Origin of the sequence: Tenacibaculum sp. 190130A14a, from assembly GCF_964048965.1 — a bacterium.
In the GTDB taxonomy this organism is placed as follows: Bacteria; Bacteroidota; Bacteroidia; order Flavobacteriales; family Flavobacteriaceae; genus Polaribacter; species Polaribacter polynesiense.
The window spans coordinates 1,964,657-1,980,877 of sequence record NZ_OZ040189.1 but is presented as its reverse complement, the minus strand read 5'-3'; the positions used below and the strand labels follow the sequence as shown (position 1 = coordinate 1,980,877).

The 16,221-nt window shown below is 32.6% G+C and carries 12 protein-coding genes; 7 read left to right on the top strand and 5 right to left on the bottom strand.

The annotated features are described in order from the left end of the window. Nucleotides 1–27: 27 nt before the first annotated feature. The 4 genes from ABNT22_RS09475 to pheT are packed head-to-tail and all read right to left on the bottom strand — an operon-like array spanning nt 28 to nt 5,320. Nucleotides 28–642 (bottom strand): LysE family translocator, encoded by a 615-nt coding sequence (locus ABNT22_RS09475; RefSeq protein WP_348717240.1) that lies wholly within the window; start codon nt 640–642, stop codon nt 28–30. 3 nt (nt 643–645) lie between these two features. Then, a complete protein-coding gene (locus tag ABNT22_RS09470) occupies nt 646–1,680 on the bottom strand; it encodes a quinone-dependent dihydroorotate dehydrogenase (RefSeq protein WP_348717242.1) in 1,035 nt (344 codons plus the stop codon). Nucleotide 1,681: 1 nt separating this feature from the next. Beyond that, entirely contained in the window at nt 1,682–2,839 is a 1,158-nt protein-coding gene (locus tag ABNT22_RS09465; RefSeq protein WP_348717244.1) for a hypothetical protein, read from the bottom strand. 54 nt (nt 2,840–2,893) lie between these two features. Continuing rightward, the gene (pheT, locus tag ABNT22_RS09460; RefSeq protein ID WP_348717246.1) at nt 2,894–5,320 is read right to left on the bottom strand and encodes a phenylalanine--tRNA ligase subunit beta; all 2,427 of its coding nucleotides are present in this window, start codon (nt 5,318–5,320) and stop codon (nt 2,894–2,896) included. Between the two features lie 169 nt (nt 5,321–5,489). Here pheT and ABNT22_RS09455 point away from each other — a divergent pair, with 169 nt between their 5' ends. Further along, the gene (locus tag ABNT22_RS09455) at nt 5,490–8,327 is read left to right on the top strand and encodes an endonuclease (RefSeq protein ID WP_348717247.1); all 2,838 of its coding nucleotides are present in this window, start codon (nt 5,490–5,492) and stop codon (nt 8,325–8,327) included. 207 nt (nt 8,328–8,534) lie between these two features. Beyond that, nucleotides 8,535–11,669, top strand: a complete 3,135-nt coding sequence (locus ABNT22_RS09450; RefSeq protein ID WP_348717248.1) for a fibronectin type III domain-containing protein — start codon at nt 8,535–8,537, stop codon at nt 11,667–11,669. 66 nt (nt 11,670–11,735) lie between these two features. Here the strand turns inward: ABNT22_RS09450 and ABNT22_RS09445 are convergent, their stop codons facing one another. Then, on the bottom strand, nt 11,736–12,032 hold the full coding sequence (locus ABNT22_RS09445; protein ID WP_348717250.1) for a hypothetical protein: 297 nt from the start codon (nt 12,030–12,032) through the stop codon (nt 11,736–11,738). A 101-nt stretch (nt 12,033–12,133) separates the two neighbouring features. On the opposite strand from ABNT22_RS09445, the gene ABNT22_RS09440 reads away from it, so the two are divergent. The 5 genes from ABNT22_RS09440 (at nt 12,134) to ABNT22_RS09420 (ending at nt 16,221) form a co-directional block, all read left to right on the top strand. After that, nucleotides 12,134–12,760 carry a CoA pyrophosphatase gene (locus tag ABNT22_RS09440; RefSeq protein ID WP_348717252.1) on the top strand — a complete coding sequence of 209 codons (627 nt, stop codon included), beginning with the start codon at nt 12,134–12,136 and terminating at the stop codon, nt 12,758–12,760. Nucleotides 12,761–12,818: 58 nt separating this feature from the next. Then, the gene (locus ABNT22_RS09435) at nt 12,819–13,622 is read left to right on the top strand and encodes a lysophospholipid acyltransferase family protein (protein ID WP_348717254.1); all 804 of its coding nucleotides are present in this window, start codon (nt 12,819–12,821) and stop codon (nt 13,620–13,622) included. Nucleotides 13,623–13,646: 24 nt separating this feature from the next. Next, nucleotides 13,647–14,735: a M42 family metallopeptidase gene (locus ABNT22_RS09430; RefSeq protein WP_348717256.1), complete on the top strand. Its 1,089-nt coding sequence runs from the start codon at nt 13,647–13,649 to the stop codon at nt 14,733–14,735. A 37-nt stretch (nt 14,736–14,772) separates the two neighbouring features. Continuing rightward, on the top strand, nt 14,773–15,327 hold the full coding sequence (locus tag ABNT22_RS09425) for an NUDIX hydrolase (protein ID WP_348717257.1): 555 nt from the start codon (nt 14,773–14,775) through the stop codon (nt 15,325–15,327). Nucleotides 15,328–15,414: 87 nt separating this feature from the next. After that, the gene (locus ABNT22_RS09420; RefSeq protein WP_348717259.1) at nt 15,415–16,221 is read left to right on the top strand and encodes a carboxypeptidase-like regulatory domain-containing protein; all 807 of its coding nucleotides are present in this window, start codon (nt 15,415–15,417) and stop codon (nt 16,219–16,221) included.

Here is a 16,221-nt window from a genome sequence, read left to right as displayed (position 1 = left end):
GGCAGGTCAAATATAATTTTTTTTCTCTTATATTAAAATAAGTGCTGCTATACCAACAAACACAACAATTTGAGCCCACTTAAGATATACTCCTATCTGAGCATTTTGTTTTATATATGTTGAAATTGATCCTGCTAACAGTGCTATTGATGAAAAAATAACAAAAGATGTAAGAATAAAAAGACCTCCTAAAACATAAAATTGAAGTACATTCGAAATGCTCTTAGAAAATAAAAACTGAGGGAAAAAAGCCAAAAAGAAAATAGTAACCTTGGGGTTTAACACATTCATCCAAAAACCAGTCTTAAATAATTGAAACGTTGATTTTTTTTCGACTCCTTCTGTTGAAAAAGCAATTTTAGCATCACTTTTATACACTTGAAATGCTAAATACAATAAATATCCAGCACCTAACAGTTTAATAATGAAAAACAAACTAGGATTTTGCTTAATAATTTCCGATACTCCAAAAGCCACTAAAGTAGTATGAATAATACAACCGGTCATTAAACCAGCTACTGTAGCTAATCCATACTTTTTGCCATTAACTATACTTTGTGTCAAAACAAAAATATTATCAGGACCAGGCGATATTGCTAACGTAGCGGTTGCAAATACGAAAGAAAGAAGGGTTTCTATCATTGTTTAGTTTTCTGCTAAAATAGCCTTATTGATTCTTTTTACCAAGCTTGGTCCTTCATAAATAAACCCTGTATATATTTGTACTAAATCTGCACCTGCTTTTAGCTTCTCTAAAGCATCTTTTTCAGAATGAATACCTCCTACTCCTATAATTGGAAAAGATTTATTAGAATGATCTGCTAAATACTTTATGACACGTGTACTTCTCTCTTTAACAGGTTGCCCACTCAAACCACCATTCCCAATTTCTTGTAATCGTTTATCAGAAACTTTTAACCCTTCTCTGTTTACTGAAGTATTCGATGCTATCACTCCGTCAATTTTTGTATCAGCAACTAACGTTATAATTTCATCTAACTGTTGATTATTCAAGTCTGGTGCAATTTTTAATAAAATTGGTTTGGGTGTTTCTTCTTGATTGTTTAATGCTTGAACTTCCGTGATAAGCTCCTTTAAATAATCGGCATCTTCCAATTTTGCATGACTACTTACATTAGGGCAGCTCACATTTAGCACAAAATAATCTACATGAGGATGTAAGCCTTTAAAACAAGCCACATAATCTTCTGTATAATTTTCTGGTTTGGTTAAAGTATTCTTTCCAATATTACCACCAATTATAAGCTTTCCTTTATTCTTTTTTAATTGTTCAATTGCCGCTTCAAGTCCTTCATTGTTAAACCCCATTCTATTGATAATTCCTTTATCATCCTTCAATCGAAACAATCTTTTTTTAGGATTCCCTATTTGCCCTTTTGGTGTTACAGTTCCAATTTCTATAAACCCAAAACCAAAATCTGCAAGCTCATTATATAAAACAGCATTTTTATCAAAACCAGCAGCCAAACCAACAGGATTTTTAAACGTTAATCCAAACAATGTACGTTCTAAGCGCTTATCATTTACCTGATACATACTTCTAAACAAAGCCGATACAAAAGGAATTTTTGATAGAAACTTAACTAACGAAAATGTAAAATAATGGATCTTCTCTGGATCAAATAAAAAGAAAATCGGACGAACAATAATTTTATACATATTACTTTTGTTTTAACCATTCTATTACTTCCTCCTTTTTTGAAAAATTTGGAAAGTTTTCTTCTACCAAAGAGCCTAGTAACTCTTTTGTTAATTCAAATTCCTTAATCATAACATCTAAAATTCCCAATGCTTCTTGAGTTTTATCAGTTTCAATGTAAACTGACAATAAACTATCAAAAGCTTCAAAAAATGAAGGATATTCTTCTGTAGTTTCTAAAAACAACTTTTCCGATAATTCATAATTCTTTTTAAGATAATAAATATTTCCTTTCATAAAGTTTAAAAAAGAATCTCCTCCAACCGCTTTGTCCAAATTATTTATTGTCTCTAGCGCTTTATCATACTTCTTTTTTAGAATATAACCATCTATAGAAACTAGATATAAACTTACATCATTAGGAAATTGATCTTCGTAACTCTTTATAGCATCTAGGTATTTATCTTCATCATTTAACTCTGCAGCTATCATAAGATTAACAATCTTATAAATCTTCTTGTTTTTTCCTTCATCACTCAAAGTACCAAACAACTCATAAGCTTCTTCAAACTTTCCTTCAGCTTGTAGTTTCTTTATTTTCTGAATTATGAACAAATCCGTTAGTGTGCCTTTTCCATTCTGCTTGCCTAACTTTGGAAATAATCCACTTTTAAATAATACTCCTTTGTAAATAGAACCAAAAGAATCACTTATATTCTCACCAGATAAAGCTATGTATGTATCTACTATTTTAAATTCTCCATTTATATATTTAAGTATGTGTTTATGATAATTCAACCCTTCTCCATACAATCGAAACAACAACTTATATCCTCCATCATCACTTTTCTCATATCCTAAATAATCATAAGATGCTCCCGCTTCTATTTCTCTCAATAAAATGTTTCCAAAATCGAAATTTTCTCTAAATCCAGTATAAAACTCTTTATTGAACTTTTGAATTCGTTTATTTTTCGACTCTACCAAAAATAATTCCGATAACGCCTGTATATCATATAGTTGATTCACATAACTTTTATCTAAGTTTGTGAGTGTTTCATCTATTTTTAGTCCTATCGAATCTATTTGACTTTCTAATTCTTTTTCACTTTTATCTTGCGCCTTTAATGAAAAGCATAACAATACTAAGACTATGATTAATTTTTCTTTTTTTAACACGTTAATTTAATTTAAAAATTTAAAAAAAGCCCCAATACAATTGGAGCTTATGGATTATCTTAAAACAGCATTTAAATTCTTTTCGAATGTTTGCTGCAATTTTTGCATGATTTTATCTATTTGCTTATCTGCCAATGTTTTATTTTCATCTTGCAAAACAAAACTAACAGCATAAGACTTCTTGCCTTCTGGTAATTTATCACCTTCATAGACATCAAACAGGTCTACATCCTTTAACAATTTTCTTTCAGATTGGAATGCTAAATTATAAAGCTCTTTAAACGCTACTTTATTATCTAATAATAAAGCTAAATCTCTCTTTACAGCAGGAAACTTAGGTAAATCAGATACTTTGATTTTCTTTTTTCCAACTAAACCTAAAATATTTTGCCAATTAAAATCAGCAAATAATACTTCTTGTTTTATTGAAAACTCCTTTAAAATAGCTCTTTTAACTACTCCAAATTCAACTAACTTTATCTTTCCAAGACTTAATGTTACTCCTTCTGAAAAGATATCAGATTTAACTGGTGAGGTCTTTATTCCAGAAATACCTAAACGCTCTAACATTCCTGTAATAATTCCTTTCAAATAAAAGAAATCAGAAGCTTGACTGGTAACTTTCCAACTATCTTTAACTCTATTACCTGTTACAAATAACGTTAAATGTTTATCTTCTTGATAACTGCTTTCATATTTATGATATGTTTTTCCAAACTCATAAAGTTTAAGCGCATTGTTCTTTCTATTAATGTTATAAGCAACACTTTCCAATCCACTAAACAATAAAGATTGACGCATTACCTTTAAGTCATTACTTAATGGGTTTAGCATCTCTACATTATGTTCCTCTTTTAAATTCTCAGATAATGCAACATAATCAGCTTTTGTTAAAGAGTTAGCCATTGTTTCATTGAACCCTAATGAGGTTAATTGATTTGCTATTATGTTTTCTATTTGAACATCTGTATTGCTATCAAATGAAATAGATGTATTTAATTTATGAGAAAACTCAATATTATTGTATCCGTAAACACGTAAAATTTCTTCAATAATATCTGCTTCTCTTTGAACATCTACTCTATAAGAAGGTATTGTTAAACCTAATCCACCAGCAGTTTCACTATTAATTTTAATTTCTAAAGAAGCTAAAATATTTTTAATTGTTTCTTTCGGAATTTCTTGACCTATTAATCTATAAGCGTTTTCATATGATAAAAAAACTTGGAAATCTTCTACTTTCTCTGGATAAAAATCCAAAATATCTGAAGACATTTTTCCTCCTGCATATTCTTCAATTAACAAAGCGGCACGTTTTAAGGCATACTTCGTTAAATTAATATCAATACCTCTTTCAAATCGGAAAGAAGCATCAGTATTTAAACCATATCTTTTCGCTGTTTTACGAACAGAAACTGGGTTAAAATATGCGCTTTCTAAGAAGATTGATGTAGTATGTTCTGTAACTCCCGATTTTAATCCTCCAAATACACCACCAATACATAATGGATTATCATCAGCATCGCAAATCATAATATCTTCAGAAGACAACTCTCTTTCAACCTCGTCTAGAGTAACAAATTTAGTTCCTTCTTCTAAAGTTTTAACAACTACTTTATTTCCTTTAATTTTTGAAGCATCAAAAGCATGCAATGGTTGCCCTAATTCATGTAAAACATAATTTGTGATATCTACAATATTATTCTTTGGGGCTAAACCAATTGCTTTCAATCTATTTTGAATCCATTCTGGAGATTCTTTTACTTCAACATCTGTAATGGTAATTCCACAATAACGAGGTACTAAATCTTTATCGTCTACTTCTATATCAATTTTATGTGTACGCTCATCTACGTGAAAATCAGAAACCGATGGAGATATTAACTCTAAGTTAGTTCCTTGTTGAATCAAACCAGCACGTAAATCCCTTGCTACACCAAAATGGCTCATAGCATCTGCACGATTGGGTGTTAATCCAATTTCAAAAACATAATCAATCTCTATATTAAAAACCTCAGAACAAGGTGTACCAGGTACTAAAGAATTATCTAAAATCATAATACCATCATGTCCTTTGCCTAAGCCTAATTCATCCTCAGCACAGATCATTCCGTGGCTTTCTTCTCCTCTAATCTTTCCTTTTTTGATCTTAAATCCTTCTCCTTTCTCATCATACAACATCGTTCCAATAGTTGCTACAGGAACTTTTTGACCAGCATCTACGTTTGGAGCACCACAAACAATTTGTACAGGAGATTCTCCTCCTAAATTCACAGTAGTTACTTTTAACTTGTCTGCATTTGGATGCTTAACACAAGTTAAAACTTCTCCTACAACCACTCCTTGTAAGCTTCCTTTGATACTTTCAACTTTCTCTATTCCTTCTACTTCAAGTCCTAAATCGGTCAGCAATTCTCCTGTTTTCTCTGCTTCCCAATCTATTTGTAAAAACTGTTTCAACCAGTTGTATGATACTTTCATAATCAATCTCTGAATTTAGCCCGCAAATTTACATAAAATAAAGGAAACAATCAGACCAAAACCTCTTCTTTATACTTAACTCTTTGTTAACCTTCTGGTAACACATAGCGTAAATTATATTTGTTCCTTTGCGCGCCCCCACCTATTTTTTTAACATAACTCAATATTTATGAGAAAATTATTACCCTTCATTTTACTGATTACAAGTTTATCAGTATTTTCTCAAATTCCTACGTATTACAATGATGTGAATTTGAATTTAACAGGTACTTCCTTAAAAGATGCCTTAGCTACTAAAATAACAAGTACGCATACTACTAATCTATCCTACACACCAGGTGTATGGGACGCTTTAAAACAAACAGATTTAGATCCAACGAATAATAATAAAGTTGTTCTAATATATGGTTATAGCGATACGGATGGAAATTATGTTACCGATAGAACTAGAGGAAAAGATAATAATGGTGGTAGTGCTGGATCACAATGGAACAGAGAGCATGTATACCCTAAATCATTAGGTAACCCTAACTTAGGTACATCAGGACCAGGTGCCGATGTGCATCATCTTAGACCTGCTGATATTTCTTTTAACTCACAAAGAAGCAGTAAAAAATTCGCTGCTGGTTCTGGAAATGCAGGAGATGTAGCTGGTGGATGGTATCCAGGTGATGAGTGGAAAGGAGATGTTGCTCGTATGATGATGTATGTATATTTACGTTATGGTAACCAATGTTTACCTTCTAATGTAACTATTGGTACAACAAACGCTTCTGATAGTAACATGATTGATTTATTATTACAATGGAATGCAGAAGATCCTGTTTCTGATTTTGAAAAACAACGTAACCCTATTATTCAAGGATTACAAGGAAACCGTAACCCATTTATAGACAACCCTGCATTTGCTACTAAAATCTGGGGAGGTCCACAAGCAGAAGATTTGTTTGGAAATGGTGGTGGTTCATCTGACACTCAAGCACCAACTGCACCAAGTAACTTAACAACTTCTAACACAACAAGCACTTCAGTAAGTTTATCTTGGTTAGCAGCTACCGACAATGTTGGTATTACAGGATACGAAGTTTTTAATGGAAGTACTAAAATAGCAACGGTAACTGCAACAAACTACCAAGTAACTGGTTTAACTGCTTCAACGGCATATACATTTTCTGTAAAAGCTAAAGATGCAGCTGGAAATACATCAGTATCTAGTAATACTGTAAATGTTACTACAACTTCAGGAGGAAGCTCTGGAGGAGGAAATGCAACGGAATTATTAATTTCAGAGTATGTAGAAGGTTCATCTAACAATAAAGCAATTGAAATAGCAAACTTTACAGGCGCTACCGTAAACTTAGCTAATTATTCATTAAGAAAGGCTACTAACGGAGGTAACTGGTCTAGTACGCTTACTTTAAGTGGATCTTTAGCAAATGGTCAGGTATATGTTATAGCTCATTCAAGTGCCTCTTCAACATTGAAAAACAAAGCGCAAAGAACAGATACTAACGTCTTATCTTTTAACGGAAATGATGCTGTTGGGTTGTTTAAAGGTAGTACTTTACTTGATGCTATTGGAAATCCTACTAGTTCTTCAAATTTTGCTAAAGACAAAACTTTACAGAGAAAGTCTTCTATAAATCAACCAAGTAACACTTACAATAGCAGTGAATGGAATGTTTTAGCTAAAGACACTTTCTCGGGGTTAGGTTCTCATTCAATTGATGGTGCGGTTTCAGATACCCAAGCTCCTACCACACCAACTAATCTAGCTGGAACTAATATAACACAAACTTCTGTTAACTTATCTTGGACAGCTTCAACAGATAACGTAGGAGTTACTGGATATGATGTGTATCAAGGAAGTACTAAAATTACTTCAGTTACTTCAACTAATTATAATGTAACAGGATTAACAGCTAGTACGAACTATACGTTCTCTATAAAATCAAAAGATGCAGCTGGAAATATATCAACGTCAAGTAGTAATCTTGGAATTACCACTAAATCTAATACTGACACTTCTGCTCCATCTGTTCCTGCAAACTTAACTGTTGCCAATGTAACAACTACTTCTGTAGATTTGAATTGGACTGCTTCTACTGACAATGTAGGAGTTACTGGATACGACGTATATCAAGGAAATACAAAAATAGCTTCTGTTACTTCTGCTAACTATGGTGTTACTGGATTAACCGCTAGTACTAACTATACATTTTCCATAAAAGCAAAAGACGCAGCAGGAAATATTTCTGCTTCAAGTACTACTTTAGGTGTAACAACCAAATCAGTTGTATTAAATTATTGTTCTTCTAAAGGAAACAATGCTAGTTATGAATATATAGATAATGTTGTTATTGGAGGAATTTCAAATACTACCGGAGCCAACTCAGGATATGGAGATTTTACTTCATTAACAGGTAACCTACCTTTCGGAACAAATAATATTATTGTAAGTGCAGGTTTTTCAGGATCATCATATACGGAATTTTGGAGAGTTTGGATTGATTATAATCAAAATGGAACTTTTGAAAGTAACGAATTAGTAGCCAGTGGTTCTTCTTCTAGCGCTGCAAATCTTTCTTACACTTTTACTGTACCAACTACTGCAAAAATAGGTAAAACTAGAATGCGTGTTTCTATGAAATGGAACGCAACAGCAACAGCATGCGAAACATTTTCATATGGAGAAGTAGAAGATTATACCGTAAATATTGGTACATCATCGAGAGGAACTAAAAACATTTTAGCGGAAGCAGAACTAGGAAATGAAAAGCCAATTTTCAAAGCTTCAGTGTATCCTAATCCAGCTTCTAATTTCATAAATATACAGTTTCAAGATCGTAGAAAGGCTAGCTATCAAATAACAAATACTATTGGTCAGCTAGTTAAGAGTGGAAGTACGGATACAAACATTAACATTAGCAATTTAGAATCAGGAATTTACTTGGTTCAAATCAATGATGGACAAAAATCCCTTACACAAAAATTCATCAAGAAATAGAGAATACATTTATTTTACATATTTCATAAAAACCTTATCAGATTGATAAGGTTTTTTGTTTTTTTTGAATAAAAAACACCTTTTAACTTAAAAGATTGTTAATAACATTTTTATAATTTACAATTTCTTAACCTTTACATAACATTGCAACTTGTTAAAAAACTGTTAATTTGCCTCGTTTTTTGTAATTAACTTAATATCAAATAAATGAAAAATCTACTACCCTATTTTTTCATGCTGGCATTGTCATTTTCGGCATTTTCCCAGGTTCCAACATATTACAATGATGTAAACATGAACCTTACCGGATCTGCTTTAAAAGACGAACTAGCTACCAAAATTATTAGCACTCATACAACTATTCTTACATATACTCCAGATGTATGGAATGCTTTAAAACAAACAGATATCGATCCTACCGACAATACTAAAGTTGTTTTAATTTACGGTTGGAATGATTCAGACTCAGACATTACGAACGATCGAACTCGAGGAAAGGATAACCATGGAAGTGGTTCTGGAGTATGGAATCGTGAACACGTATATTCTAAATCTTTAGCTAGTCCAAATCTAGGAACTACTGGTCCTGGAGCTGATGCACACAACTTACGTCCATGTGATGCTCAAAGAAACTCATCTCGTAGTAACCGTAAATTTGAAACTGGTTCAGGTAATTCAGGAATTACAGCTCAAGGAAACTGGTACCCAGGTGATGAATGGAAAGGTGATGTTGCTCGTATGATGATGTATATGTACTTACGTTATGGTAACCAATCTTTACCTACAGGAGTTGGAGTTGGTAGTACTGTAGCTACAGATCCAAACATGATTAACTTATTCTTACAATGGAACGCAGAAGATCCTGTTTCTGATATTGAAAAACAACGTAACCCTGTATTGGAACAAATGCAAGGTAACCGTAATCCTTTTGTAGACAACCCAGCGTTTGCAACTCAAATTTGGGGAGGTCCTCAAGCAGAAAATTTATTTAACAATGGTGGAGGATCAACAGATACGCAAGCTCCAACAACCCCATCTGCTTTAGTAGCTTCAAATATTCAACAAACTTCTGTTGATTTAGCTTGGTCAGCTTCTACTGATAATACTGCTGTTGCTGGATACAACATCTTTAATGGAAGTACGCAAGTTGGTAATACAACAAGTACAAACTTTACTGTTTCAAGTTTAACTGCCGGAACTTCATATGCTTTTACTGTAAAAGCTTTCGACGCTGCTGGAAATGTTTCTGCTGCTAGTAATACTGTGAACGTAACAACTACTTCAGGAGGGTCTGGAGGAAGCGGAACAGCTACAGAATTATTAATTTCTGAATATGTTGAAGGATCTTCTTATAATAAAGCTATTGAAATTGCAAACTTTACTGGAGCATCAGTAAATTTAGCTGATTACTCAGTTAAAAAAGCAACAAATGGTGGAGGAACTTGGTCTAATACTTTAGCTTTAAGTGGTACTTTAGCAAACGGACAAGTATACGTAATTGCGCATACTAGTGCTTCAACTGAACTTAAAAATAAAGCTCAATTAACCAATAGTTCAGTAATGAACTTTAATGGTAATGATGCTGTTGCATTATTTAAAGGAAGTAGTTTAATTGATGTGGTAGGAAACCCAAGTAGCAGTGCAAACTTTGGTAAGGATCAAACATTACAAAGAAAATCATCTGTTTCTTCTCCAAACACCACTTATGCTACATCAGAATGGGATGCTTTAGCTAGCAACACATTTACTGGATTAGGAGCACATACTATCGATGGAGGAAGTACTGCAGATACACAAGCGCCTACTGCTCCAACTAGTTTAGTTGCTTCAAATATTACTCAAACATCTGTGAACTTAGCTTGGACTGCTTCTACTGATAACGTAGCAGTAACAGGATATGAGGTATATCAAAATGATGCAAAAGTAGCTACCGTTACAACTACCAACTACGCTGTAACTGGATTAGACGTTGAAACAGCTTATAATTACTCTATTAAAGCATTAGACGCTGCAGGTAATCTTTCAGCATTAAGTAATAAAGTTTTCATTACTACTTTAGCTGCTCCTGATACGCAAGCTCCTACAGCACCATCTAGTTTAGTTGTTTCTAACGTTACAGAAACTTCTGCTGACTTAGCATGGACAGCTTCTACAGATAATATAGGTGTAACTGGATACGAAGTATTCCAAGGAAGTACAAAGATCACTACAGTAACTACAACAAATCATTCAGTAACTGGATTAACGGCTTCAACTAACTACACATTCTCAGTTAAAGCTATTGATGCTGCTGGAAATGTTTCTACAGCAAGTAATACAATTGGTGTAACAACAAAGGCTGCTGCAGATACACAAGCACCAACTGCTCCTTCTAGTTTAGTAGCATCAAATGTCACTCAAACTTCAGCAGATTTATCTTGGACAGCATCAACTGATAATATTGCAGTAACTGGATACGAAATATTCCAAGGAACAACAAAATTAGCAACAGTAACTACTACTAATTATGCTGTAAGTGGATTAACTGCTGCAACAAACTATACATTCTCTATAAAAGCAATTGACGCTGCTGGAAATCTTTCTGTAGCAAGTAATGTTGTTGGTGTAACAACCAAATCAAACAATCTTACTTATTGTGATTCTAAAGGAACCAATGTAAACTATGAATATATTGACAACGTTGCCATAGGAGGTATTTCTAATGCTACTGGAGCTAATGGAGGTTATGGAAACTTTACCTCTCAAGTTGCTAATATATCCGTAGGTAGTAACACTATAGTTGTAAGTGCTGGTTTTGCAGGATCATCATACACTGAAAACTGGAGAGTATGGATTGACTTTAACCAAAATGGAACATTTGAATCATCTGAACAGGTAGTTAGTGGATCTTCTTCTAGTGCAGGAAACCTTTCTTATAACTTTACAGTACCTTCAAATGCATTAACTGGAACTACTAGAATGCGTGTTTCTATGAAGTGGAATGGAGCTCCTACAGCTTGTGAAACATTCTCTTATGGAGAAGTTGAAGACTATACAGTGAACATTGGCAGTTCTACTCGCTTAATAAATCCTTTAGCTGGAGTTGAGATTGAAGGTGAATTAGGTAACGAAGAGCCTATCTTTAGTACAGAAGTTTATCCAAACCCAACAACAAATTATATCGCATTTAAGTTAAGAGATAACAGAGATGTTAATTATAAAATTATCAATTACATCGGACAAACTGTAAAACAAGGAAAGTTTGAAAGAAGTATTGATGTTCAAGATTTAAATTCTGGAATGTACATTATTGAAATTAATGACAACCAACGTTCGTTTACTAAGAAATTTATCAAAAGATAATTTCTAAAATAAATACATAAAAAAGGCTATCATAATGATAGCCTTTTTTCTTTATCTCTCTTTTTATTATACTTCAATTGTTTTCTTTTCTTCTTTAGCTGACGAAAACACATAAGTAAATAACCACATTAAGGTAAATGTCGGAATTACATCTAATCCTGGCATTGCTTCTTCAATAAAAGCAACAGCTCCAGCTATTTTACCTTTATTTCCCTTGTACATTTTTGTCATTAAATAGGCCGATGCTGGTGCCCAAATAATATCGGTTAATTCTCCTAACCCAGGAACTAGGTATGAGACGTAACCGAAAGCATCAAACACTAAGCTTAAAGCTAATTTTTGATATTTATTTTCTGTATTCATGTATGTTAGATTGTTTTTATCTCTTAAAATCAAAATTCACGCCAAAATTCTTGACTTATTTATTATGAAAATGATATGTTTGTTCAAAATACAAAAAACAAATGATTTTTTCTGATTTTACCAATCAAATTGAACTACTCAAAACCAAACCTTTAGGAGGCCTTAACTCACAGTTTAAAATGGCACCTAAAATGCGTTTAAAGTATTCTGAAGAAATCATTAAAAATAAAAACCCTAGAAACGCAGCGGTCTTAGCTTTGTTTTATCCTGATAATAACAATCATACTAGATTCTTATTAACAGAGCGAGCAAGTTATAACGGAACTCATTCTGCTCAAATAAGCTTTCCAGGAGGTAAATATGATCAAATAGATCAAAACCTTACAGAAACTGCTTTAAGAGAAACTTTTGAAGAAGTGGGCGTTAAATCTGACAATATTGAAGTTATTCGTCAACTTTCAGAAGCATACATCCCTCCTAGCAATTTTTTGGTAGCTCCATTTATCGGAGTTACTCATGAAGCTCCAACTTTTATTCCTAATAATGAGGTAGCAACGGTTATTGAAGTTTTAGTAAGTGATTTGTTAAACGATCAAAATTTAACTTCAAAAAACATGAGTACTTCATACATGAACAATATTGATGTACCATGCTTTAAATTAAACAATTACATTGTTTGGGGAGCTACAGCTATGATGTTATCAGAAATTAAAGATTTATTAAAATAAAGTCTATTATACAATTCTTTTGTAATTTAGCGTTTCGACTAATAAAAACCAATAAATAATGCCTTTATTAAAAAGGAATCCTTTCGGACATATTTTATGGGTAAAGAAGTGGTTAATCCGTATTTTGGGAATTATTTCTCACGGAAGATATCGCCGATTTAATGAACTTCAAATAGAAGGTTCAGAAATCATACGTCAATTACCCGATCAAAATGTTTTATTCATTTCTAATCATCAAACTTATTTTGCTGATGTTGCAGCAATGTTTCATGTTTTTAATGCAGCTCTTAAGGGAAGAGTTGATAATATCAGGAACATCGGTTATATATGGCAACCAAAGTTAAATGTATATTATGTTGCCGCTGGAGAAACAATGCGCTCTGGATTATTACCTAAAATTTTTGCTTACACTGGTTCAGTTTCTATTGATAGAACATGGCGTAGTGCTGGTAAAAATGTTAACAGACAGGTAAAATTATCTGATATTTCAAATATTGGTAAAGCCTTAAATGATGGTTGGGTAATTACCTTCCCACAAGGAACAACTACGGCTTTTAAGCCAATACGCCGCGGAACAGCACATATTATCAAAACCTATAAACCAGTTGTTGTTCCTATTGTTATTGATGGTTTTAGGCGTTCTTTTGATAAGAAAGGTTTACAGATTAAAAAACGTAATGTTTTACAATCTATGGTTATTAAAGATCCTTTAGATATTGATTATGACAATGAATCAATTGATGATATTGTTGAAAAAATTGAATATGCAATTGAACAACATCCTTCTTTCTTAAAGGTACTTACTAAACAAGAAATTAAAGAACTAGAAGAATTAAACGAAAAACGAAAGTTTTGGAGTTAATACTAACATAATTCAAAAATACTTATGGCTAAAGAATCAATTTTAAATAAAAAGTCAATCGACTTTTTAGAAAAGTACTTAAACAATGCCGCTCCTACAGGTTATGAATGGGAAGGTCAAAAAATTTGGATGGACTATTTAAAACCATATGTAGATGAGTTCATTACTGATACTTATGGCTCTGCTGTGGGAGTTATCAATCCAGATGCAAAATATAAAGTTGTTATTGAAGGGCATGCAGACGAAATTTCTTGGTATGTAAACTATATTTCCGACAACGGTTTGATTTATGTTATTCGTAATGGAGGAAGTGACCACCAAATAGCACCTAGTAAAATTGTAAATATTCATACCAAAAACGGTATTGTAAAAGGTGTTTTCGGATGGCCTGCTATACACACACGTAATAGAGCTAAAGAAGAAGCTCCAAAACCAGACAATATCTTTATTGATGTTGGTTGTGCTACAAAAGAAGAAGTAGAAAAACTAGGGGTACATGTTGGATGTGTTATTACATACCCAGATGAATTTCATATTTTAAACGAAGATAAATTCGTTTGTCGTGCTTTAGACAATCGAATGGGGGGTTTTATGATTGCTGAAGTTGCTCGTTTATTACACGAGAATGGTAAAAAATTACCATTCGGACTTTATGTAACCAACTCTGTACAAGAGGAAATTGGATTACGAGGAGCAGAAATGATAACGGAAACAATCAAACCAAATGTTGCTATTGTTACGGACGTAACACACGATACAACAACTCCAATGATTGATAAGAAAAAAGAAGGGCATTTAGAGTTAGGCAAAGGACCTGTAGTTGCTTATGCTCCTGCAGTACAACAAAAGTTACGTGATTTAATTATTGATGCTGCAGAAGAAAACGAAATTCCTTTCCAACGTTCTGCTTTATCCAGAGCAACCGGAACTGATACAGATGCTTTTGCTTATAGCAATGGTGGTGTTGCTTCTGCATTGATTTCTTTACCTCTTCGTTATATGCATACCACGGTTGAAATGGTACACAGAGAAGATGTGGAAAACGTTATTAAAATGATTTACGAAAGTTTATTAAAAATAGAAAACGGAGAAGATTTCTCTTATTTCAAATAATCTAATCATCCCGCTATATGCGGGATTTTTAATTCTTATGGATGAGTTAATTGACATTGTTGATGAAAACGGAAATTATACAGGGAAAACTTGCTTAAAATCCGAAGCACACCAATTGGGATACTTTCACCCTACTGTACATGTTTGGTTATACACTAAAAATCAACAAATATTATTGCAAAAAAGAGCCTTAACCAAAAAAGTATTTCCTGGATTGTGGGATATTTCAGTAGCAGGACATGTGGCAGCTGGAGAAAAAATTGACGTAGCTGCTCTTAGAGAAGTTTACGAAGAAATTGGTTTTAAAGTTGCTTCTGAAAATCTCCATAAAATTGGAACAAGAAAACATATGGTCAATCATTCAAACGGAATAATAGACAATGAGTTTCATCATGTATATATTTCTGAATTAACAGAAAATATCGATAATTTAATTATCCAAGAAGAAGAAGTTGATCAGTTAAAACTCTTTCCTTTAAATACCATAATAAACACCAAGGAACTGGATAATGTGCTACTTCCAAAGTATCATGAATATTATCAATTTGTATATCAGAAAATTATAGAACAATTAGAAAACTTTAGTTCCTAAAAACCTTTTTAACAAAAAATTACCAAGGCCTTAAAACATTTTTAAGACACTTCTATAGTTAATTTGTCATATAACTGAATAAGTTCTATGATTAAAAAACTATACCTTCTTATTTTCATTCTTATCGCCACTTCGATCAGTGCTCAAAACAAAAGACCAATTTTTTATGGACAAGTAATTGATTCTGTTGGTCCATTAGCCAATGTACATGTTATAAATATACATACCAACCAAGGAACTTTTACTAATGATAATGGTGAGTTTAGAATCTTTGCTCAAGAAAAAGACAGTTTACAATTTTCTTTTGTTGGATATCAAACAAAAAAGACAATCTTAGAACATACAAATTTCGGACTTAGTGAAAATAAGTTTTTTTTAGAAAAACAAACCGAAGTATTGGATGAAGTAGTTGTAAAGAAACACAATTTAACAGGTTCACTGGCCATCGATATTAAAAAGGTTCCTAAAGATCGAATAGATGATATGATGACGAGTTTAATGGAGGGCATTATGAATATTGATTACTCTACACCAGTTATTGAAAAGATTGACGAGATTGACAGAGCTAAAGCACCAATTGTAAACACTAGTCCTATTGCTAATGGAGCTACATTATTTAGTGGTTCTCTATTTACTTCCAAGAAAAAACTTGAACAAAAAATTAAAATAAACAAATTAAAAAGTAGAGATCGTTTTTATAAAAGGCTCTTTACAGAAGTAAACAAACAATATTTCATTGATGAGTTAAATATTCCAAAAGATAGTATTTATCAATTTATAGATTATTGTAATATTGGTAAAATTCAGAGGTTTATTACTGAGAAAAATATATTGGAACTCCTAAAACATCTTGAAGACCAAAGTGTAGCGTATTTAGAAACCATTAAAAGATAG